The organism is Actinosynnema sp. NPDC023794 (genome assembly GCF_040639675.1).
Lineage (GTDB): Bacteria > Actinomycetota > Actinomycetes > Mycobacteriales > Pseudonocardiaceae > Actinosynnema > Actinosynnema luteola.
Map to the genome: position 1 here is coordinate 85,496 of NZ_JBFAFR010000008.1, position 21,356 is coordinate 106,851.

Consider the following 21,356-nt stretch of genomic DNA (forward strand, 5'->3'; position numbering starts at 1 on the left):
CGTGCACACGCCCGAGGAGACCCCCAGGAACAACCCGATCGTCCTCATCGGCGTGTTCTCGTTGATCGTGTTGTGCGTGTTGGGCCTCGGCGGCATCACGCAGCTCGACACGTCCCGTCGGATCAACGGCCGTGCGGTGGCCGCGCCGGGCGTGACGGTCGTGCAGTCCACGGAGACGGAGGCCCCCCGGCCGCGTGCCGTGCACCGGCTGGCCGACCACCCGTTGCTCACGGCGCCCGTTCGGCTGCCCGCCGTGACGTGCGCGCTGCCGGGGTTCGGGGTGTCGGACGCGGAGCTGTCGGCGTACTACCGAGCCGGCGTCGTGTGCCTGGACGAGGCGTGGCGGCCGGTGCTGGAGCAGGCGAACCTGCCGTTCGACTCGCCCGCGCTGGACACGTCGCCGGACCTGACCGAGGGGCCGTGCGGCTCGGCGCCCGCGGAGAGCGAAGCGGTCGCGTACTACTGCGGTCGCAACAGGACCATCTACATGCCCACGCGGCGGCTGCGTGACAACGGCGGCGGCGAGCGCGCCGGGTCGCACCTGGCGACGTTGGCGCACGAGTACGGGCACCACGTGCAGGCGTTGACGGGGATGCTGCGCGCGGCGGACACCAAGATCGTCGACGCGGGAGAGAAGACGCCGGCGGGCCTGGAGATGTCGCGGCGGATCGAGCTGCAGGCCAACTGCTTCGCCGGGATGTTCCTGGTGGCGGCGTCCGGGTCGATCGGGACCGGGTTGGCGCAGGAGGCGGCGGACGACTTCCAGTACGCCGTGGAGGAGCCGCCGGAGAAGAACGCCCACGGCAGCCCCGCCAACCAGTCCGAATGGGCGTCGCAGGGGTACACGACGGGCGTGACCTCGTCGTGCAACACCTACGCGGCCCCGGTGGCGGCCGTCGGCTGAGAACGCCTGGTCAGCAGGTAGGCGTAGAGGCCGCCGGCCAGGCCGCTCAGGCACATCAGCAACGTGGTCAGCCTGACCTCGAACGGCATGCCGACCGGTGTGCTGGCGGCTGCTTGGACGGTGAACTCGCCGCTGGTGTCGGTGGGCACGACGACCTCGACGACCTCGTCCCGCTGATGGCCGCAACCGTCGAGCTTGGCGGTGTGCGTCTGGTCACCGATCGTGAGTTCGACCCGGTCGTAGGCCTCCGCGTCGCCGCAGGAGGCCGGTGCGACGACGGTGGCGGCGGTCCGCTGGACCTCGGCGGACGTGCGCGGCCACCACAACGCGACCGCTGCCGCGACGGCCACCAGGCCCACGACCAGCAGCACCAGCGCCCATCTGACCGGGCTTCGCGGAACCGCCACAGCGTGGATGGTCGCAGACGGAGCGCTCGGTTGTCGTGGGGGCCGACGGCTCCGCCGCGCCCTCAAACATCACCTGATCGTGATCTTGCACACCCTCGAACTCCTGTTCGACACTGGTCCCATGCCTCATACCACGAAACCCACCGAAACCGTTCGACCACGAGCACGTCGCCGGATGCCGCACCGCGCACCGCGACGGGATCTCCGACCCTGGACCTGGCCACCGCGCCGGAGAAGTCCAGGGTCTTGGTGGAGCTCTCGAACTCGGCCACCGTCGCGCCTACGCCGGCCGACACGGTCACCGTGCCGGGTGCGTGCGCCGTAGCACCTGCTCAAGCCTCGGCGAGGCCCGCACGACACCGCCGCTCACGGGACCGCGCCGCCCAGCACTCGGCTGCGGTCTGGCGTTCCACGGGTCGCCGGGACCCCACGCCCACTCTCGTCGGGAGACGACACCCCCCGAGCCACGACGAGGTCGGCGCAGCCGCCCCTGAGCCGCCCTTCCCCCGTTCCCGTTGTCCTGTCCCTGTTGCCTCCGTCCGTGTCCACGTCCATGTCCACATCGGATTCGCATCCCGAGTCACACCGATCGCCAACCGCCGACGCCGACGAGGCGATGTGGCACCGGGATCCGCAGACGGCCGGCCTCTCCTGTCCGCGCCCACGTCGGGGGAGGCCGGCCCAGACCTCCGGCACGTCACCCACCGCAGCCGACCGCTGACCACCCGGCAACGGGTGACAGCAGGTGACGGGGTGGGTGCCGCCGAGTGACCGTCAATTGTCCAGGCTTATCGCGGCGTTGCGGCCGTGGTGGGCGACGCGACGCAGAATATGGAGGTGTCGACTGCTGCCAGGGTGCTGGTGATCGAGGACGCGGAGGCGATTGGCGCCGCGGTGAGTTCCGCCCTGCGGGACGCGGGTTACCAGGTGCAGGTCCGGCCGGACGGTCGTGACCTGGAGGGTGATCTGGTCCGGTTCCGGCCGGACCTGGTGGTGCTCGACGTGATGCTGCCCGGTCGGGACGGCTTCATGCTCCTGGAGGTCATCCGTCGGACGTGCGGGGCCGGGGTGGTGATGTTGACCGCCCGGGACGGGGTGACCGACCGGCTGCGCGGGCTCGACCGGGGTGCCGACGACTACGTGGTGAAGCCGTTCGTGCTGGCCGAGCTGGTCGCCCGGGTGAGCGCGGTGCTGCGGCGGCTGGGGCGGACGCCGTCGACCGTGCAGATCGGCGACCTGGTCGTGGACGCCGAGTCGGCGGTGGTGCTGCGGGGCGACGCGTCGATCGAGTTGACCGCCACCGAGCTGCGCCTGTTGCGGTACCTGGCCGCGCAGCGCGGGCGGGTGGTGGGCAAGACGCAGATCCTCACCGCGGTGTGGGGTTACGAGGACTACGACCCGAACCTGGTCGAGGTGCACGTCAGCGCCCTGCGCCGGAAGTTGGAGGAGCACGGGCCGCGGTTGCTGCACACCGTGCGAGGGCTGGGCTACGTGCTCAGGGCGGACGAGACGTGAGCTTGCGGACCGTCTCGCTGCGCCGACGGGTCACGTTGTCCGCGATCGGCGTGCTCGGCGTCGTGCTGATCGGGGTCGTGTTGTTGGTGGACGCGCTGTTCGCGGCGCAGTCCAAGCGGGACGTCGACACCGCGCTGCTGGAGAAGGCGCGGGTCGCGCAGCAGCTGGTCAAGCAGCGGGTGCGCGGGGCCGAGCTGGTGGACCGGCTGGAAGGTCGGGGCGTGGAGGTCCGGCTGGTCATGCCGGACGGGACGGTGTTCGGGAACGCGCCGGACGAGGAGGTGGCCAACGAAGCCAGTCGGCAGTTGCTCGACGGGTCGAAGATCACGGTGTACGCCGAGTCGTCGGTGATCACGGCGGCGCAGACCAGGCTGCGGCGGTTGTTGCTGCTGGCCGGGGTAGGGGCGCTGGCCGTGACGGCCGGGGCGATGGTGCTGGTGGTCCGGCGGGCGTTGGCGCCGTTGGACGCGATGACCACGCTGGCCCGGTCGATCGCGCGCGGCAACCGCGGGTACCGGCTCAACCCGTCGCGGGCGGACAACGAACTCGGCCGGACGGCCGCCGCGTTCGACGACATGTTGGACTCGTTGGAGGGATCGGAGGAGCGGACGAAACGGTTCGTGGCCGACGCGGCGCACGAGCTGAGGACACCCATCGCGGGTGTGCAGGCGGTCGCGGAAGCCCTGATGCAGACCGCCGGTGCCGAGGAACGGGAGCGGCTGAACCTGCTGCTGGTGCGCGAGTCGCGGCGGGCGGGGCGGCTGGTCGACGACCTGCTGGCGTTGGCACGCATCGAGGCCGGCCTCGAACTGCACCGGGAATGGGTGGACCTGCTCGCGTTGGCCGAGGCCGAGGTGGGGCGTACGCAGCTGCTCGCGCCGGACTTCGACATCGCCGCCGAGGGCGAGTCGACGTTCGTCTCGGGCGACCCACAACGGTTGGCGCAGGTGTTGGCGAACCTGGCCGACAACGCCCGCCAGGCCACCGGCCCGTCGGGTCGGGTGCGGCTGCGCGTGTCCAAGGTGGGCAGCTTCGCGCGGTTGGTCGTGTCCGACAACGGTCCGGGCGTGCCGCCGGAGGAGAGGGAACGCATCTTCGACCGGCTGGTGCGGCTGGACGAGGCGAGGGACCAGCGCTCCGGCGGATCGGGCCTCGGACTGCCGATCGCCCGCGGAGTCGTGCGCGCGCACGGCGGCGAGCTGTCGTGCATCACCCTCGGCAACGACAGCAACGACTCGCGGGAGGCCGAAGCCCACAGCCCACACAACCCACCACGTTCGACGGACCAACCAGGCCTGAGCCCCAGCCGCCCGCCGGCCGCAACCGTGCGGGACGCGGGCATCGCACGTCCCGCGCCGGTCGCGCCGGTCGCGGCGGTGGCTGGTGCCGCCCGCCCCACCGACCCGCAGGACAGCGGGCCGCCAGACGCCGTCGCCCACCCTCAGAACACCACCCAACCCAGCCCGACCGCCGCCCCACAAGGCCTCCCGACGCGCGGGGCGGTCGCCGACGTCCAGGGCGTCGTGGCGCGCGGAGTGGTCGCCGATCCAGGGGGCCTCGTGCCGTCCGGCGGGGTCGCTGAGATGGGCGGTGTGCGAGGCCGGCCTGGTGAGGGGATCGGTGTGCGCGGGGTGGGTGAGGGTGGTTCAGGGATCGGGTCGGTTGGGGCCGCGTTCGAGGTGCGGATTCCGTTGGCCGAATGAGGGTGCCGAATGAGGGTGCCCGGTGACGGGTCGGCCGAGGGGTCGCGGGGGCCGGCTAGGCGTCCCTCGGTGGGGTGACCTTCTTGACGTAGAGGAGGCGGTCGCCGGCTTCTACCGCGTCGGCTTCCGGGGCGTCCACCCGGTACAGGGTGCCGTCGCGCACCACGCCCAGCACTATGTCCGGCAGGTGGCGGGGCGAGCCGCCGATCTCCGAGGGCTCCACGTCGCGTTCCGCGATGGCCAGGCCCGCGTCCGGGGTCAGCAGGTCCTCCACCATGTCCACCACGGACGGGGTGGCGGTGGCCATGCCCAGCAGCCTGCCCGCCGTCTCGCTGGAGACCACGACCGAGTCCGCGCCGGACTGGCGGAGCAGGTGTTCGTTCTCGCGCTCCCGGACCGAGGCGACGATCTGGGCCTTCGGGGCCAGCTCGCGGGCGGTGAGGGTGACCAGGACGGCGGTGTCGTCGCGGTTCGCGGCGACCACCACGGCACGTGCGCGGGGGACGCCCGCCACCCGCAGGACGTCGTTGCTGGTGCCGGAGCCGTGGACGGTGACCAGGCCGATCGCGGACGCGGCGTCCAGGGCCTCCTGGGTGGTGTCGACCACGACGATCGAGCCCGGCTCGGCGCCGTCGCCCATGAGGGCGCTGACGGCGGACCGGCCTTTCGTGCCGTACCCGATGACGACCACGTGGTCCCGCACCTTGGTCCTCCACTTCTGGATGCGCAGCGCCTGCCGCGAACGCTCGGTGAGCACTTCGAGGGTCGTGCCGACCAGGACGATCAGGAAGAGCACCCGCAAGGGGGTGATCACCAGGACGTTGACCAGCCTCGCCGACGAACTGGCAGGGGTGATGTCACCGTATCCGGTGGTGGAGAGCGACACCGTCGCGTAGTACACCGAGTCCAGGAAGGACAGTCCGTCATCGTTGACGTCGCGGTAGCCGTCGCGGTCGAGGTAGACGATCAGCACGGCCGCCATGAGCGCGGTGAGAGCGCCGATCACCCGTTTCAGGATCGCGCGGACCGGGCTCTGCACCGTGTCCGGCATCCTGATCACGCCGACGAGCGAGTGGCCGGGCCGGTCGGCCAGCGGTTCGCCCGGGCTGGTGCGGCGGATCATGACAACCTCTCCGGCAGTAGTCGCCACAACCGGGCGGCGGCCTCGGCGCCGCGGAGCAGCAGCGGCACGACGACGCGCTCGTTGGGCGCGTGGATCCGATCATCCGGCAACGTCGCGCCGAGGTACACCACCGGCACGCCGAGCCACCCGTGCAGCAAAGCCGCCGGACCGGAGCCACCCGTCCGACTGAACCGCACGGGCTGTTCGAACACGGCCTGCACGGCGTCGCGCACCGCTCCCACGGCCGGGTGGGAGACGTCCACCGCGTAGGGCGGCGCGCCGTCACCGGACGGGACCACCTCGGCGTGCAGCCCGGCCGGGGTGTGCCGGGCGACGAACTCGCGCAACGCGTCCGCGACCCGTTCCGGCCGCTGGTCGGGCACGAGCCGGAACGACAGCTTCACCGACGCCCGCGCGGGCACGACCGTCTTCAGCCCCGGCCCGGTGTAGCCGCCGTGGATGCCGTTGACCTCGGCGGTGGGACGCACCCAGACCCGTTCGAGGGTCGACCAACCGGGTTCACCGGCCAGTCCTTGGGCGCCGCCGGCGTTCGCCAGCCACTCCGCCTCGTCGAACGGCAGCGCCGCGTAATCGGCGCGTTCGGCCGCCGTGGGCTCGATCACGTCGGCGTAGAAGTCGGGCAGCTGGACGCGTCCGTCCTCGTCGTGCAGCGCCGCGACGAGCCGCGCGATCGCCGTCGCCGGGTTCGGCACGCTGCCGCCGGCCCGCCCGGAGTGCACCTCGGACGTCCCGCCGGTGATCACGACCTCCGCCCCGTACACCCCGCGCTGGCCGGTGCACACGGTCGGCGCGTCACGCCCGTACAGCGGCGTGTCGGTGAACACCACGAGGTCGCACGCGAGGTCGTCGCGGTGGTCGTCGAGCAGCCGGGTCAGGTGCGGCGAGCCGGACTCCTCCTCCCCCTCCACGAACAGCTTCACCGTCACCGCGGGGTGCTCCGCGCCCATCGCCGCCAGGTGCGCCCGCATCCCGAGCAGGTGCATCGCGACCTGGCCCTTGTCGTCGCTGGCGCCCCGGCCGAACAGCTCCTCGCCGATCACCGTCGCCTCGAACGGTGGGTGGTGCCACTGCTCGACCGGGTCGACCGGCTGCACGTCGTGGTGGCCGTAGACCAGCACGGTCGGCGCGTCGGGATCGGCCGCGGGCCGGCAGGCGTACACGGCGGGCAGCGCCGGGCCCTCGTCCCAGACCTGCACGTCGGACCACCCGTCGCGGCGCAACGCGTCGGCCAGCCAGTGCGCGGAAGCGGCCACGTCGCCGTGGTGCGCCGGGTCGGCGCCGATCGACGGGATGGCCAGCCACTCGCGCAGGCCGGTCAGGAAGTCGTCGGCGAACGCGGCCACGGCCGCCCGCTCGGGGGATTCGGGTTTTTCGGGATCACCGCTCACGGTGCCGGAGGATAACCCCGGAAGAACCCTGGGAGCGCCGTTCGCCGGACGACGTGACAGGGTGGTCCCATGGAACCCACTCGTTCCCGTTCCCGGTCGGCGCTCGCGCTGGCCGGGTTGCTCGGCGCCGCGGGTGTCACGCACTTCGCCAAGCCGAAGCCGTACGACGCGATCGTGCCGCGCGCGCTGCCGGGCAAGCCGCGGACCTGGACGTACCTGTCCGGGGCCGTGGAGGTGGCGTTGGCGGCGGCGGTCGCCGTGCCGCGCACGCGGGGCGTGGGCGGGAAGCTGGCGGCCGGGTTCTTCGCGGCGGTGTTCCCGGCCAACGTCAAGATGGCCTACGACCACCGGACGAAGTCACCCAGGGTGAAGGCCGTCGCCTACGGGCGGTTGCCGTTGCAGGTGCCGCTCATCCTGTGGGCGTTGCGCGTAGGACGCTCAACTCCCTGATCACTCTCGGCACTGGGTCCGACACCCAGCGCGGCCGGGGGACTGTCCTTGAAACCGCAACCAGTCCTAGGATGCCCGAGTGCAACCGCTCCTCCACCATGCCGCGACGGCGTTGGGTTGGCGCGGCATCGTCGTGCCCGACGTCGCCGTGCTGGGCCATCAGGTGTCAGCCGTCGTGCGGGTTCGTGCCGATGTGCACGAGTGGCGCAGCGCGAACGGCTGGCCGCCGCAGGCCGACCCCTCGTGGTTCCGCTCGTGGTTCGAGCCGGCCGCGCACGACCGGCTGCCCGTGCCGGCCGTCGAGCTGGTCGGTGTGCTGGTGGGTGAATCCACGGTGGACCGCGCGCTGCAGTCGTGCGGGACGTTGATGACGCTCGCGCCGTGCTCGGTGGTGCTCCCGGCGCCGTTGGGCAAGCAGTCGTGGCCGCTGATCGAGCTGGACTACTACGGCATCGGCGTGGTCGCGGTGGACTCGGCGGGCGCGGCCGAGCTGCTGGTGCCGCCGGAGGACCGGTCGACGGAGTTCGGGCCGTCGCTGTTCGGGCGGTGGCTGCTGGAAGTGCTCTACGACCGCGTGTTGAAGGAAGTGCCCGCGCACGCGCGGGTGAACACCTAGGCCGGGATCGAGCGGATCAGCGCCCGCAGGCCGTCGGCGTCCAGCAGGTCGGCGGGGCGCAGCGTGTGGTCCTGGCGGACGTAGTGGAACGCCGCCCGCACCTTCTCCACCGGTGTCCCGGTCAACGCCGCCCACGCCAGCCGGTAGGCCGCGAGCTGCACCGACAGCGCCGGCAGGCGGTCGGGCTCCGGAACCGCGCCGGTCTTCCAGTCGACCACGGTCCAGCCGCCGTCGTCGTCGGCGAACACCGCGTCCATCCGGCCGCGCACCGACAGGCCGTCGATCTCCGCCTCGAACGGCACCTCGACGTCGTGCGGCACGCGGTCTGCCCACGCGCCGGCCAGGAACGCCTCCTGCAGACGGGTGAGGTCGCTGTCGGGCGCCGCGCCCTCGTCCGCCGCGCCGGGCAGTTCGTCGAGGTCGAACAGGCGGCTCGCGCCGAACCGCTGTTCCAGCCAGGTGTGGAACGCCGTGCCGCGGCGGGCCAGCGGGTTGGGCGGGAACGGCAGGGGACGGCGCAGCCGGCGGGCGAGCACGTCCGGGTCGGCCGCGAGCTCGACCAGTTGGCTGACCGAGAGGTGGTCGGGCAGGACGACGCGTTCCCGGCGGTCGGCCGCGGCGGCGCGTTCGGCGAGGAGCACGTCGACGTCCCGGGCCCAGCCGTCCGGGTCGTCCTCGAGGACGTCGGGGTCGCCGAACGTGGAACTCGGGGGTCCTGGAGGTTCGACACGCGGGTCCTGAGCGTTCGACACGCGCGGGTCCGAGTCCGGCGGTTCGGGCGGCAGGTCGTCGTCCGGTGGTTCGGGGGGCAGGTCGAGGTCGGGTTCCGCCGGGGGTTCGGGCGGCAGGTCGGGGGTGGGCGGCGCGGCGAGGTGGCGGTCCAGGGCGGTCAGGACCAGTTCGGCTCCGTCGGCCACGGCGGCCCGGCGCTTGCCCAGCGGGTCGGTCGGCCACTGGGCCGTCTTCGTCTGCGACGCGAGGGGGTTGGGCTCGTCGTCGGCCGGACGGGCCGCCCAGTGGGCGATGTCGGCGGGCGGGTGGTCGGCGGCGAGCACCGACTCGTGGATCTCGGTCAGGAACGCCGACGGGCCCTTCGGCTTGTCGCCCGTCTCGCCCCACCAGTGCCCCGACACCAGCAGGCTGTGCTCGGACCTGGTCAGCGCCACGTACAGCAGCCGCCGCTCCTCCACCAGCCGCCGCGCGTCGAAGTCGTCCTCGTGCCGGGCCAGCGCCTCCTCCACCTCCTTGCGGTTGGCGTCGGGCGCGATGCGCAGCTTCGGCAGGTCCTCGGCGTCACCGCGCAGGTCGGCGGGCAGCTCCGCCACCGAACGCAGCCAGCTGGACGACTTCTTCCGGCCCGGGAACACGTCCTTCACCACGTGCGGCACGGCGACGATGTGCCACTCCAGGCCCTTCGCCGAGTGCATGGTCAGCACCTGCACCCGGTTCTCGGCCACCTCCACCTCGCCGGGTTCCAGGCCGTCCTCGGCCTGCTCGGCGGTGTAGAGGTAGTCGAGCAGCGCGGGCAGGGTGGCCGACGGGCTGGCGGCGGCGAAGTCGTTGACCACGTCGGCGAACGCGTCCAGGTGCGCCCGACCCACCCCGCCCGGCCGGGCCATCGCCTCGATGTCCAGCAACAACGTGCGCTCGACGTCCGCGACCAGCTCGGGCAGCGGCTGCACCAGCCGCCGGCGCAACGACGACAGCTCCGCGCCCAGCCGCCGGATCCGGCGGTACCCCTCGGCGGAGTACGCGGTCGGGTCGCCCGGGTCGTCCAACGCGTCGGCGAGCCCGGCCTGCTCGGCGTGCTCGCCCGGCAACGCGTCCGCGATCACGGCCAGCGGGTCGTTCGCCACGGCCTGCCTGCTCGGCGCGCCCGCCAGGTCACGTGCCCGCGCCCACAGCGCCGCCAGGTCGTACGCGGCGATCCGCCAGCGCGAGCCGGTGAGCAGCCGGGCGGCGGCGGTGCCGGCCAGCGGGTCGACCAGCACGCGCAGGGCGCTGGTCAGGTCGCGCACCTCCGGCTCGTCCAGCAGCCCGCCGAGACCGACGACCTCGACCGGCAGGCCGCGTTCCCGCAGCGCCGCCGCGATGTTCGCCATGTCCGAACGGCGGCGCACCAGCACGGCGGCGGTCGGCGGCTCGTCGCTGTGGTCCAGGTGCTGCTCCCACTGCGCGGCGACCGTGTCGGCCACCCAGTCCAGCTCCTGCCGCACGTCGTCGAACAACGCCACCCGCACGTCGCCCGGCCCGGCGCCCTCACGGGCACGCAGCTCGTCCACGTCCAGGCCCATCGCGCGCAGCGGCGCGGACACGGCGTTGGCCAGCGCCAGCACCTCCGGCGGGTTGCGGAAGCTGGTGAGCAGGCCGTACTTCTTCGCGGGCGGGAAGTCCTGCACGAACCGGGGCAGGTTCGCCGCCGACGCGCCGCGCCAGCCGTAGATCGCCTGCGCCGGGTCGCCCACCGACGTCACGGGCATCGGCTCGCCGCGCCCGAACAACGACCGCAGCAGCACGCGTTGCGCGTGACCGGTGTCCTGGTACTCGTCCAGCAGCACGGCGCCGTAGCGCTCCCGCTCGCCCCGCACGACCTCCGGGTGCTCGGACGCGAGCCGGGCGGCCAGGGACATCTGGTCGGCGAAGTCCATCGCCGCCTCACGCCGCTTGCGCGCCTGGTAGGCCTCCAGCAGCGGGATCAGGTTGACCCGCAGCCGCTGGGCGTTCACCACGGCCTTCAGCGACTCCGGCAGGCCATCGCGTTGCCGTGCCGTCTTGGGCGCGTTCTCGATCACCGCGCACAGCCGCTCGGCGTGCCGCCACAGCGTGACCGGGTCGACGAGGTGCTCGCCCAGCTCGCCCGCCAGCGCGAGCAGGTAGCCGGTGACGGTCGCGGGCACCTTGTCGGTGTCCAGGTCGTCGTTCCACGTCGACACGACGCGGTGCGCGAGCTGCCACGCGGCGGTCTCGGTGAGCAGCCGCACGCCCGGCTCCACGGGCAGCCGCAGGCCGTGCTCGCCCACCAGCCGGCCCGCGTACGCGTGGTAGGTCAGGATCACCGGCTCGGTGGTCAGCACCGCGGCCCGCCGCTCACCGCTCGGGTCGAGCCGGTCCAGCAGGGTCGAGCCGCCGAGCCGGCGCAGCCGCAGCCGCACCCGGTCGGACAGCTGGCGCGCGGCCTTGCGGGTGAACGTCAGGCCGAGGACCCGGTCGGGGGTGACGAAGCCGTTGGCGACCAGGTACACCACGCGGGCGGCCATCGTCTCGGTCTTGCCGGCCCCGGCCCCGGCCACGACCAGCGCGGGCGCGGTGGGCGCGGCGACGACGGCGGCCTGCTCGGGCGTCGGCTTGGGCAGGCCGAGCGCCTCGGCGACCTCGAACGGGCTGGCGAGCGCCACCGGCTCACCCGCCACCCGTTCGACCCCGCTCGGCACGACCACGTCCCGCATTCTCCGTGGTCGGGCCCGGCCGGCTTCGGCGACCCGCAGGGCCGGGACGAAGTGGCTGGTCAGGAACGCCCTAGTGGCTCACCTGACGACCGGACGAGTGCACCGGGCAGGTGGTGCGGGCCGGGCAACGATCACAGTCCGCGTTCTCCGTCGCCTGGTAGGACGGCCCGACGCTGGACCCGGCGGCCAGCTGCACGGCCTCCAGCCACACCCGCACGCCCTGCTCGTCCAGCGGCGCCTGCTCGCGCTCGACCGCGCCGGACTTGCGGTCCTCCTTGGCCACGTAGAGCAGGCGCGCGCCACCCGGGTCGGTGCCGAGGCCCAGGTGCGTGAAGCCGCCCAGCGCCGTCGCCAGCTGGTAGACCGCGAGCTGCGGGTGCTCCTGCGCCTTGTCCTTGCTCACCGGGGACTTGCCGGTCTTCACGTCCACCACGACCGGCCGCCCGTCCCGGTCGGTCTCCAGCCGGTCGACCCGGCCGCGCACGCGCAGCTTCGGGCCGTCGTCGGGTCGGGGGAGCTCGACGGAGATCTCCTCCTCGACCGCGACCTGGGTGAGCTGGGAGCGGCTGGACGCGAGCCACGCCAGGAACGTGTCGAGCATCCGCTCCACCCGGATCCGCTCGCGGCGGGAGAACCAGGGCGCGCCCGCGTCGACCGCGGCCCACGCCTCGTCCAGCTTGACCCGCAGCTCCTTCTCGTCCGCGCCGGTCGCGGCGGCCTGCGCCAACGCGTGCACGAGCGTGCCGGTGACCGACGCCAGCTCGGCCGGGTCCTGGCCGCCGTGCCGTTCGACGACCCAGCGCAGCGGGCACTTCGCCAGCGTCTCCACCGTGGACGGCGACACGCTCACCGTGTGCTCCTCGGTCCACAGAGGACTCTCCGTGGTGACGTCCGCCAAGCCGTACCAGGAATCCGGGTGCGCGCCCGGCACGCCTTCCGCCGCCAACCGGGCCAACTGGACGGCCGCGCGTTCCCGGCGTTCGGCCGGCTCGTCGTCGGAGCACACGACCCGCCGCAGCTCGCCGACCAGCTCGGCCAGCACCAGCCCGCGCTCGGGGGTGAACGTCGGCCGCTCCGGCTCCTCGGTGGACAGCTCCTCGATCTCGTCCAGGAACCGCGACGGCTGCTCGTCCTCCCCGCGCACCGCGCTGACCAGCAACGTCCGCCGGGCCCGGCTCGCCGCGACGAGCAGCAGCCTCCGTTCCTCGGCCAGGATCGGCGCGACCGCGGACACCGTCTCCGCCGACACGCCCGCGACCACGTCGACCATGCGCTCCACGCCCAGCAACGACCCGCGCAGCCGCAGGTCGGGCCAGCTGCCCTCCTGCACGCCCGGCACCGCCACGACCGTCCACTCGCGACCAGCGGCGGCGTGGGCGGTCAGCACCGACACCGCTTCGCCGGTGGGCGCGGCGGCGGCCAGCGTGTCGCCGACGATCTCCTGCGCGGCCAGGTAGTCCGCGAAGCCCTCGGCGCCCGAGCCGGGCAGCCGGTCCACGTACTTCGCCGCGGCCTCGAACAGCGCCACGATCGCGTCCAGGTCCCGGTCGGCCTGCATGCCGACGGTGCCGTGCCGCGCGGACTGCGCCACCCAGCGCAGCTCCAGGCCGGTGGTCTGCCACAGCTCCCACAGCACCTGCTCGACGGTCAGGCCGTCCGCGATCCCCTTGCGCGCCTTGCGCAACAGCCCGGCGACGCGGCGCGCCGGCTGCGCCTCGGCGTCCTCCAGCGCGGCCAGGCGGTCGTCCGACTCGATCACCTCGACCAGCAGCTCGCCGCTCGGCCGGTCACGGCCCGCGGCCAGTTCCAGCCGGCGCAGGCCGCGCCGCAACCGCCGCAGCGCCAACGGGTCCGCGCCGCCGAGCGGTGACGACAGGAGCATCGCGGCGGTGTCCTCGTCGAGGGCGCCGGGCACGGCCGCGCAGCGCAGCAGCGCCAGGAACGGCATCACCGCCGGCTGACGCGCCAACGGCAGTTCGTCGCGCGGCACGGCCACCGGGACGCCGGCCGCGAGCAGCGCGCGTTGCAGCACCGGCAGCGACCTCGTCGCCGACCGCGCCACGACGGCCATGTGCGACCACGGGACCTCGTCGATCAGGTGGGCCCGGCGCAGCTGGTCGGACACCCAGCTCGCCTCCTGCGCCGCGGACGCGAACAGGCGGACCTGGACGTTGCCCGTGCCGTCGGCCGGTGAGACCTCGCGGGTCGGCGACGCGCCGGGCAGGCGTCCGGCGAGCCTGCCCACCGCGGCCCTGATCTCCGGCGCCATCCGGTGGCCCGTGGTGAGCACCACCGCCGGGCCGCCCGCCTCGGACAGCAGGGTCGGATCGGCGCCGCGGAAGGAGAACACGGCCTGGTCGGGGTCGCCCGCGAGGACGAACTCCTGCGCGGCGCCGCCCAGCACGCGGATGAACTCGTACTGCAACGGGTCGAGGTGCTGCGCGTCGTCGACCAGGAGGTGCCGCACCCGCCGTTGCTCGCCCGCGAGCACGTCCGGCTCGGTCTGGAAGGCGAGCAGCGCGCTGCCGACCAGCTCCGCCGCGTCGAACGACGGCGCGTGGCCCTGTCCGCTGCTGGCCAGCAGGTTGACCTGCTCGTACTGGGTGGCGAACAGGCCGGCCGCGACCCATTCCTCGCGGGAGTGCTGGCGGCCGAGTTCGGTGAGGTCCTCCGGCGCGAAGCCGCGTTCGGTGGCACGCAGCATCAGGTCGCGCAGCTCGTGCGCGAACGCGGGCAGCGCGAGGGCGGGACGGAGGCGTTCCGGCCACTTCGGGGCGCCCATGCTCACGTCGCCGGCGAGCAGTTCGCGCACCACCGCGTCCTGCTCGGGGCCGGAGAGCAGGCGGGGCGCGGGTTCGCCCTGGTGGACGGCTTGCGCGCGCAGCACCGCGAAGGCGTACGAGTGCACGGTCCTGACCAGCGGTTCCTGCGTGGTCGGCAGGACGCCGTCGGCGCGGGCGCCGGTCAGCAGGCGGGTGATGTGGGCGCGCATCGCCTCGGCCGCGCGCCGGTTGGGGGTGAGGACCAGCACGTTCTCCGGGTGCACGCCGCCGTGCAGCACCCGGTGCGCCACCACTTCGGCCAGCAACGTCGTCTTGCCCGTGCCGGGACCGCCGAGCAACCGCAGCGGCCCGCCGGCGTGGTCGAACACGGCGCGCGCGGGCGCGTCCCAGTGGCGCCGGGGCTCCTCCTGCCGCACCCGGCGCACCAGCAACGGCGCCCTGTTCACTGCCACGGCAGAGATAGAACCACGAACCCCTGACAGCGTTGATGGCCGCTGCTCCGCAGACGGCGGCGAGGTCGCCGGGAAGTCGGTCGTTCGCGACCTCGCGTGGGAAGCTGTCGCGGTGGACGAAGAGTTGCACGAGATGGTCCGCGCGGTCGTGCGCAAGATTCCCCGCGGCCGGGTCGCGACCTACGGTGACGTCGCCGACATCGCCCGCGCGCCGTCGCCCCGCCTGGTCGGGCAGGTGCTCAACCAGGACGGGCACGACCTGCCGTGGCACCGGGTGCTGCGCGCCAACGGCACGTGCGCGCCCCACATCGCCGACGAGCAGCTGCAACTGCTGCGCGAGGAGGGTGTGGTGGTCGACGGGGGCAAGGTCGACCTGCGCACGTACCGCTGGGAGGACGCGGTCAAGGAGAAGGCTGACGAGCCTCCGGCCCTGTTCTGACCCGCGCCTCGACCCGCGCCACCTCGGACTCGACCTCGGGGTCTCGGGTGATCGCGGCGGCCAGGCGCAGCTGCGGCAGCGCCTCGGCGTGCCGGCTCTGCCTGCTGAGCGTGCGGCCGAGCAGCAGGCGCGCGTAGCCGTCGGACGGGTCGAGGTCGACCAGCGTGGTCAGCACCCGTTCGGCCTTGCCCAGCGCGGCGGACTGGAAGTGCGCCAGCGCGAGCTCGGTCAGCACGGTCCGGTCGGTCGGCACGTGCTCCGCGGCCTCGGCCAGGTAGCGCGCCGCGCCGCTCGGGTCGCCGGACGCGCGGAACATCCGTCCCTTGCGCAGCAGCTCGCGAACGTCGGTCATGACAGCTCCTCGTCCGCCGCGGTGACGTGCGGCACGTGCGTGACGCCCAGTCGCCCGGCTTGGAAGTCTTCGACGGCTTGCAGGATCTCGGCCCGCGTGTTCATCACGAACGGCCCGTAGCGCGCGACCGGCTCGCGCAGCGGCAGCCCGCCCAGCACCAGGACGTCCCACGCCGTGTCGGCCCGCATGGTGAGCGCGGCGCCGTGGTTCTCGAACACGGCCAGTCGACCTTCGTCGAGCGGACGGTGGTCGGCGCCGACCGTGCCGCGACCGGACAGGACGTAGACCATCGCGGTGAAGTCCTCCGGCCACGGCAGGGTCAGGTGGGCGTGCGGGCTGAGCGTGGCGTGCAGGTAGGTGATCGGCGTGTGCGTCATGCCGGGGCCCCGGTGCCCCGCCACGTCGCCGGCGATCACGCGGACCAGCGCGCCGCCGTCGTCGCTGGACAGCAGCACGGTGTCGGCCGCGTTGATGTCCTGGTAGCGGGGCGGGGTCCACTTGGCGGCCTTCGGCAGGTTGACCCACAGCTGCACGCCGTGGAACAGACCGCCCTGGGCCACCAGTTCCTGCGACGGCAGCTCGGAGTGGAGCACGCCGGAACCGGCGGTCATCCACTGCGTGCCACCGTTGGTGATCACCCCGCCGCCACCGGTGGAGTCCCGGTGCTCGAAGACGCCGTCGATCATGTAGGTGACGGTCTCGAAGCCCCGGTGCGGGTGCCAGGGCGCGCCCTTCGCCTCGCCGGGGCCGTACTCGACGGCGCCCATGTGGTCGAGGAGCAGGAACGGGTCCGCGTCGGCGAGCTCCACGCCCGGGAACGGGCGGCGGACCTGGAAGCCCTCGCCTTCGAGGAACCGTTGCGCCCGCACGACCCGGCGCACGCCGCGCCACTCGGTCGCGGCCTCGGGCAACCGGGGCAGGCGCGGCAGGGTCAGGGTGTCGGCGGTGACGGCGGGCATGACTGCCTCCTCGGACGGTGACCGCCCGGGTTCGGCGGTCTCACCCGCGTCAACCTAGTTGAAACCTCAACTATTCCGAGCCCGTCGTCGCTCGCCCGCCGACACCCCGCCCGCCGGTACCCCAGCGTTCAACTCGGGTGTTCCGAACGTAGGACTCACGCGGTCTGAACGCAGGACTCGCGCGGTCAGGCCACGTCTTGGAAGCAGCGCGCCTCGTAGTAGCGGAGGAGGACGGCTTCCACGACCCTCAGGTGCGCGCCGATGGGCGCCGCCACGACCGCCGCGCCCGAGTCCGCGACGACGCGGTGGAAGAGGCCGGGGGCCAGCAACCACGAGGCGACGGCCACGCGACCGGCGGCGGAGGCGACCACGTCGGCGATGCGGGGATCGGCGGTGGCGGCGTAGCCGATGGTCACCGGGCCGACCCGGTGCGACAGCGCGGTGGCCACGGCGCGGACGTCGGCCAGGGCACGGGGATCCGACGATCCCGCCGCCGCCAGCACCACGGAGTCGCCCGGCGTCCACCCGGCCTCGGTCAGCCGCGCCAGCAGGGCGGGCAGCAGGGCCGGGCCGATCGGGTCCGTGATCACCGCGTCGGGGTGGCCGGACGCCTCGACCTGCGCCGGGATGTCCACCCGGACGTGGTAGCCGGCGGCCAGGAACGCGGGGACCACGACGGCCGGGCCCGAGATCGACTCCAGCACGGAAGTCACGTCCGGCTGCCGCACGTCGGCGTAGGCGACCCGCACGGGCACGCCACCCAGCCGCGCCCGCACCAGCGACGCGATCTCTTCCACGACAACGGCTCCGGCGGGGTCACGGGTGCCGTGCGCGACGAGGACCAGGGTCATACGGCCACCCCGGCGGGGTCCATGGCCAGGCGGTAGCCGCGCTTCACGACGGTGGCGACCATGCGCGGCTCGCCCAACGCCGAGCGCAGGCGGCCGATGGCGGTCTCCACGGCGTGCTCCTCGCCGCCGCTGGGCAGCGCCGCCAGCAGGTCGCGCCGGGACACCACCCGGCCACGCGCGGCGGCCAGCACGCGCAGCACGGCCATCGGCGCGGGCGGCACGGGGCGCAGTTCGCCGTCCACCACCACGGCCTGGCCGCGCAGCTCGATGTCCCGGGCCGCGATCCGCAGCCGCGTCGCCCTGGCGGGCAGTTCCAGCGCCAGCTCACGGGCCAGCGCGCCGATCCGGGCCCGTGCCGGCTGCACGACGGGGACGCCGGCCGCGACGAGCGGTCCGGCGGTGATCGCGCCGACGCCCACCACCAGCACTTCCCGGCGCAGCAACGAGATCAGCTCGGCCTGCTTGCCCATCGCCTCCGCCACGCGCAGCACGGAGGCCGCGGCCGGCGCGCTGGTGAACGTGAGCGCGTCCACCTGGCCGGCGAGCACGGCCTCCAGCAGCCGTTCCAGCGGCGCGGGGTCGGACGGGCCGGTCCAGCGGTAGACGGGGACCTCGACGACCGCGGCGCCGGCCGCGCGCAAGGTCGACGTGAACTCCGGCAACGGCTCGCCGTGCAGCTGCACGGCGATGCGGCGACCGGACACGCCTGCCCGCAGCAGGTGGTCGAGCAGCTCGGCGTTGCTCTCGCCCTCCGGCGACCACGTCTCCACCAACCCGGCGGCGCGCACCGCGCCCCGGGCCTTCGGTCCCCTGGCCAGCACCCGCGCCCCGGACAGCCGGGACAGCAGGCGCGCGCCGAGCCCCCAGCCCTCCGCGGCCTCCACCCAGCCGCGGAAGCCGATGCCGGTGGTCGCCACCACGACGTCCACCGGCTCCTCCACCACGGCCTTGGTCGCGGCCAGCAGCTCGGTGTCGTCGGGCAGGGGCACGATCCTGATGGCGGGACCGTGCAGCACGGTCGCGCCCTTGCGCTCGAGCAGAGCCGAGAGCTCGTCGGCCCGCCGGGCGGCGGTCACTCCGACCGTGTACCCGGCCAGCGGGGCGGCGTTCACGGTGACCCGACCTGGATGACGCCGTCGGCCACGACCACGGGGTGCACCGGCACGCCGGTCGAGGGGTCGTCCAGGCACTTGCCGGTGGAGAGCTCGAAGGCCTGCTTGTACACCGGCGACACGACCACCGGCACGCCGCCGCGGTCGCCGACGATGCCGCGCGACATCACGGCCGCGCCGCTGAACGGGTCGATGTTGCCCAACGCGTGCACGGTCCCGGCCGAGGTGAGGAACACCGCCACCTGGGAACCGTCGGGCAGCAGGGCCGCCACCCCGCGGTCGGGCTGCAGGGCGCTCAACTCGCACACAGGTGTCATCGGGAAACCTCCGCCTGGCCGACAGTGGGAACGCCCAACAGGACCGGCACCTTCTGGCCGCGCTCCTCGCGGAACGTGATCGTCGGGTCGGGCGTGCCGGGCGCGTTGACGAACGAGGTGAAGCGGGACAGCTTCTCCGGGTCCTCCAGCACACCGCGCCACTCGTCGGCGTAGTTGTCCACGTGCTTGGCCATCGCGGCTTCCAGGTCGGCGCAGATGCCGAGGCTGTCGTCGACGATGACGTCGCGCAGGTGGTCGAGCCCGCCTTCCAGCGACTCGATCCACGTCGACGTGCGCTGCAACCGGTCCGCGGTGCGGATGTAGAACATCAGGAACCGGTCGATCAGCTTGATCAGGGTCTCGGTGTCCACGTCGGACGCGATCAGGTCGGCGTGGCGCGGGGTGAAGCCGCCGTTGCCGCCGACGTAGAGGTTCCAGCCGTTCTCGGTCGCGATGATGCCGAAGTCCTTGCCCCGCGCCTCGGCGCACTCGCGCGCGCAGCCGGACACGGCGGACTTGAGCTTGTGCGGCGACCGCAGGCCGCGGTAGCGCAGCTCCAGCGCGATGGCCAGCGACACGGAGTCCTGCACGCCGTAGCGGCACCACGTGGTGCCGACGCACGACTTCACCGTGCGCAGCGCCTTGCCGTAGGCGTGGCCGGACTCGAAACCGGCGTCCACCAGGCGCTTCCAGATCAGCGGGAGCTGGTCGACGGTCGCGCCGAACAGGTCGATCCGCTGCCCGCCGGTGATCTTGGTGTAGAGGCCGAAGTCGCGCGCGACCTCGCCGATGACGATCAGCTTCTCCGGCGTGATCTCGCCGCCGGGGATGCGCGGCACGACCGAGTAGGTGCCGTTGCGCTGCATGTTGGCCAGGAAGCGGTCGTTGGTGTCCTGGAGCGCGGCCTGCTCGCCCTCCAGCACGTGGCCGTTGTCCAGCGACGCGAGGATCGAGGCGACGGCGGGCTTGCAGATGTCGCAGCCGTGGCCGCGACCGTGCCGGGAGACCAGCTCGGAGAACGTGGTGACGCCGGTGGAGCGGATGACCTCGAACAGCTCGGCGCGGGACTGGTCGAAGTGCTCGCACAGCGCCTTGGACTGCTCGACGCCGCACTCGGACAGCAGCTTCTTCAGCATCGGCACGCACGAGCCGCAGCCGGTGCCCGCCTTGGTGCAGGACTTGATGCCCGGCACGTCGACGGCATCGCCGGAGTTGACCACGTCCACGATCTGCTGCTTGGTGACCGCGTGGCACGAGCACACCTGCGCGTCGTGCGGCAGGGTCAGCTCGACGCCGCCCTCCGGCCCGATCAGCGCGACCGGGTCGCCGGGCACGGGCCTGCCGACCAGGGGCCGCAGCGACGTGTACTTGGAGGCGTCGCCGACGAGGATGCCGCCGAGCAGGGTCTTCGCGTCGTCGGACACCACGACCTTGGCGTAGGTGCCGGCCACGGCGTCGTTGACGACGACCTCCAGCGCGCCCTCCTGCTTGGCGTGCGCGTCGCCGAACGAGGCGACGTCCACGCCGAGGAGCTTGAGCTTGGTGGACATGTCCGCGCCGGGGAACTCGGCGGCGCCGCCGAGCAGGCGGTCGGCGACCACCTCGGCCATGGAGTAGCCCGGCGCGACCAGCCCGTACACCATGCCGTCGAGGTTGGCGCACTCGCCGATGGCGTAGATGTGCTCGTCGGAGGTGCGGCACGCCTTGTCCACGATGATGCCGCCGCGCTCGCCGACGGTGAGGCCGAACGAGCGGGCCAGCTCGTCGCGCGGCCGGATGCCCGCGGAGAACACCACGACGTCCAAGTCGAGCTCGAGGCCGTTGGACAGCTTGGCGATGAGCCGCCCGCGGTCCTGCTCGATTGAGGACGCGGACGTGCCGGTGTGCACGGTCAGGTCCAGCTTCTCGACCAGGCGCTTGAGCAGGCCGCCGCCGCCCTCGTCCACCTGCAGCGGCATCAGCCGCGGTCCGAGCTCGACCACGTGCGGCGAGATGCCCATGCCGCGCAGCGCGTTCGCCGCCTCCAGGCCGAGCAGGCCGCCGCCGAGCACCATGCCCGCGTGCCGGCCCGCCGCGCGCGCCGACTCGACCGTGGCGCGGATGCCGTCCAGGTCGTCGATGGTGCGGTAGACGTGACACCCGGGCAGGTCACGGCCGGGCACCGGCGGCACGAACGGCACCGAGCCGGTGGCCAGGACCAGCGTGTCGTAGGGCTGCACCCGGCCCTTGGCGGTGCGCACGACCTTGTTGTCGCGGTCGATGTGCACCACCTTGTCGTCCAGGTGCAGCTCGACGTCGTCGTCGTGCCGCACGAGGCTCAGCGACCCCGCGTCCCAGTTGTCCACGTAGGACGAGAGCGCGACCCGGTCGTAGGCCGGACGGGTCTCCTCGGCGAACACGACGATCCGCCACTGACCGGTCACGTCCTTCTCGCGGAGGGCCTCCACGAGCCGGTGACCGACCATGCCGTGACCGACCACCACCAGCGTTCGCGTCATGGGACCAATCCCTTCTTCCG

Annotated in this window: 17 protein-coding genes; 6 read left to right on the forward strand and 11 right to left on the reverse strand. The window is 73.3% G+C overall.

Annotated elements, in window-relative coordinates:
• The first annotated feature begins 1 nt into the window (after position 1).
• Positions 2-904, forward strand: a complete 903-nt coding sequence (locus tag AB0H12_RS19245; RefSeq protein WP_499624197.1) for a neutral zinc metallopeptidase — start codon at positions 2-4, stop codon at positions 902-904.
• Here AB0H12_RS19245 and AB0H12_RS19250 read toward each other — a convergent pair.
• A complete protein-coding gene (locus AB0H12_RS19250) occupies positions 874-1,311 on the reverse strand; it encodes a hypothetical protein (RefSeq protein WP_499624198.1) in 438 nt (145 codons plus the stop codon). The genes AB0H12_RS19245 and AB0H12_RS19250 overlap by 31 nt on opposite strands.
• A gap of 831 nt (positions 1,312-2,142) precedes the next feature.
• Between AB0H12_RS19250 and AB0H12_RS19255 the strand changes: the two genes are divergently transcribed.
• Positions 2,143-2,826, forward strand: coding sequence for a response regulator transcription factor (locus tag AB0H12_RS19255; protein ID WP_230567226.1), 684 nt, complete (start codon positions 2,143-2,145; stop codon positions 2,824-2,826).
• Positions 2,823-4,529, forward strand: coding sequence for a sensor histidine kinase (locus tag AB0H12_RS19260; protein WP_499624199.1), 1,707 nt, complete (start codon positions 2,823-2,825; stop codon positions 4,527-4,529). Before AB0H12_RS19255 ends, AB0H12_RS19260 begins: the two co-directional genes overlap by 4 nt.
• Before the next feature lie 55 nt (positions 4,530-4,584).
• Here the strand turns inward: AB0H12_RS19260 and AB0H12_RS19265 are convergent, their stop codons facing one another.
• Positions 4,585-5,652, reverse strand: coding sequence for a potassium channel family protein (locus AB0H12_RS19265; RefSeq protein WP_499624200.1), 1,068 nt, complete (start codon positions 5,650-5,652; stop codon positions 4,585-4,587).
• Positions 5,649-7,061 carry a M20/M25/M40 family metallo-hydrolase gene (locus AB0H12_RS19270; RefSeq protein WP_499624201.1) on the reverse strand — a complete coding sequence of 471 codons (1,413 nt, stop codon included), beginning with the start codon at positions 7,059-7,061 and terminating at the stop codon, positions 5,649-5,651. Before AB0H12_RS19270 ends, AB0H12_RS19265 begins: the two co-directional genes overlap by 4 nt.
• A gap of 69 nt (positions 7,062-7,130) precedes the next feature.
• Between AB0H12_RS19270 and AB0H12_RS19275 the strand changes: the two genes are divergently transcribed.
• Both AB0H12_RS19275 and AB0H12_RS19280 read left to right on the forward strand, forming a co-directional pair.
• The gene (locus AB0H12_RS19275; protein ID WP_499624202.1) at positions 7,131-7,511 is read left to right on the forward strand and encodes a DoxX family protein; all 381 of its coding nucleotides are present in this window, start codon (positions 7,131-7,133) and stop codon (positions 7,509-7,511) included.
• A 79-nt stretch (positions 7,512-7,590) separates the two neighbouring features.
• A complete protein-coding gene (locus AB0H12_RS19280; RefSeq protein WP_499624203.1) occupies positions 7,591-8,127 on the forward strand; it encodes a hypothetical protein in 537 nt (178 codons plus the stop codon).
• On the opposite strand, the gene AB0H12_RS19285 is transcribed toward AB0H12_RS19280, so the two are convergent.
• Together AB0H12_RS19285 and AB0H12_RS19290 are read right to left on the reverse strand one after the other, a co-directional pair.
• Positions 8,124-11,573, reverse strand: a complete 3,450-nt coding sequence (locus tag AB0H12_RS19285) for an ATP-dependent helicase (RefSeq protein WP_499624204.1) — start codon at positions 11,571-11,573, stop codon at positions 8,124-8,126. The two genes, AB0H12_RS19280 and AB0H12_RS19285, sit on opposite strands and share 4 nt — an antisense overlap.
• A 70-nt stretch (positions 11,574-11,643) precedes the next feature.
• Positions 11,644-14,802: an ATP-dependent helicase gene (locus AB0H12_RS19290; RefSeq protein WP_499624420.1), complete on the reverse strand. Its 3,159-nt coding sequence runs from the start codon at positions 14,800-14,802 to the stop codon at positions 11,644-11,646.
• Positions 14,803-14,920: 118 nt separating this feature from the next.
• Here AB0H12_RS19290 and AB0H12_RS19295 point away from each other — a divergent pair, with 118 nt between their 5' ends.
• On the forward strand, positions 14,921-15,247 hold the full coding sequence (locus AB0H12_RS19295; protein ID WP_499610142.1) for an MGMT family protein: 327 nt from the start codon (positions 14,921-14,923) through the stop codon (positions 15,245-15,247).
• Here the strand turns inward: AB0H12_RS19295 and AB0H12_RS19300 are convergent.
• The 6 genes from AB0H12_RS19300 to nirB all read right to left on the reverse strand — a co-directional run bounded on the left by AB0H12_RS19300 (position 15,210) and on the right by nirB (position 21,336).
• Positions 15,210-15,599: a tetratricopeptide repeat protein gene (locus AB0H12_RS19300; protein WP_499624205.1), complete on the reverse strand. Its 390-nt coding sequence runs from the start codon at positions 15,597-15,599 to the stop codon at positions 15,210-15,212. The two genes, AB0H12_RS19295 and AB0H12_RS19300, sit on opposite strands and share 38 nt — an antisense overlap.
• Positions 15,596-16,558, reverse strand: a complete 963-nt coding sequence (locus AB0H12_RS19305) for a pirin family protein (RefSeq protein WP_499624206.1) — start codon at positions 16,556-16,558, stop codon at positions 15,596-15,598. Before AB0H12_RS19305 ends, AB0H12_RS19300 begins: the two co-directional genes overlap by 4 nt.
• 185 nt (positions 16,559-16,743) lie before the next feature.
• Complete coding sequence (locus AB0H12_RS19310) at positions 16,744-17,409, reverse strand: sirohydrochlorin chelatase (protein ID WP_499624207.1); 666 nt, start codon at positions 17,407-17,409, stop codon at positions 16,744-16,746.
• Positions 17,406-18,521 (reverse strand): uroporphyrinogen-III synthase, encoded by a 1,116-nt coding sequence (locus AB0H12_RS19315; protein WP_499624208.1) that lies wholly within the window; start codon positions 18,519-18,521, stop codon positions 17,406-17,408. Before AB0H12_RS19315 ends, AB0H12_RS19310 begins: the two co-directional genes overlap by 4 nt.
• Entirely contained in the window at positions 18,518-18,838 is a 321-nt protein-coding gene (nirD, locus tag AB0H12_RS19320; RefSeq protein ID WP_230567237.1) for a nitrite reductase small subunit NirD, read from the reverse strand. The genes AB0H12_RS19315 and nirD overlap by 4 nt, the downstream gene beginning before the upstream one ends.
• The gene (gene nirB / locus AB0H12_RS19325) at positions 18,835-21,336 is read right to left on the reverse strand and encodes a nitrite reductase large subunit NirB (RefSeq protein WP_499624209.1); all 2,502 of its coding nucleotides are present in this window, start codon (positions 21,334-21,336) and stop codon (positions 18,835-18,837) included. The genes nirD and nirB overlap by 4 nt, the downstream gene beginning before the upstream one ends.
• Positions 21,337-21,356: the final 20 nt, after the last annotated feature.

Bases quoted from the DNA above. Each gene is read 5' to 3' on its own strand.
- AB0H12_RS19300 (WP_499624205.1), bottom strand. From the start codon at position 15,599: ATGACCGACGTTCGCGAGCTGCTGCGCAAGGGACGGATGTTCCGCGCG.
- AB0H12_RS19275 (WP_499624202.1), top strand. From the start codon at position 7,131: ATGGAACCCACTCGTTCCCGTTCCCGGTCGGCGCTCGCGCTGGCCGGG.
- AB0H12_RS19305 (WP_499624206.1), bottom strand. From the start codon at position 16,558: ATGCCCGCCGTCACCGCCGACACCCTGACCCTGCCGCGCCTGCCCCGG.
- nirB (WP_499624209.1), bottom strand. From the start codon at position 21,336: ATGACGCGAACGCTGGTGGTGGTCGGTCACGGCATGGTCGGTCACCGG.
- AB0H12_RS19255 (WP_230567226.1), top strand. From the start codon at position 2,143: ATGGAGGTGTCGACTGCTGCCAGGGTGCTGGTGATCGAGGACGCGGAG.
- AB0H12_RS19265 (WP_499624200.1), bottom strand. From the start codon at position 5,652: ATGATCCGCCGCACCAGCCCGGGCGAACCGCTGGCCGACCGGCCCGGC.
- AB0H12_RS19310 (WP_499624207.1), bottom strand. From the start codon at position 17,409: ATGACCCTGGTCCTCGTCGCGCACGGCACCCGTGACCCCGCCGGAGCC.
- nirD (WP_230567237.1), bottom strand. From the start codon at position 18,838: ATGACACCTGTGTGCGAGTTGAGCGCCCTGCAGCCCGACCGCGGGGTG.
- AB0H12_RS19285 (WP_499624204.1), bottom strand. From the start codon at position 11,573: ATGCGGGACGTGGTCGTGCCGAGCGGGGTCGAACGGGTGGCGGGTGAG.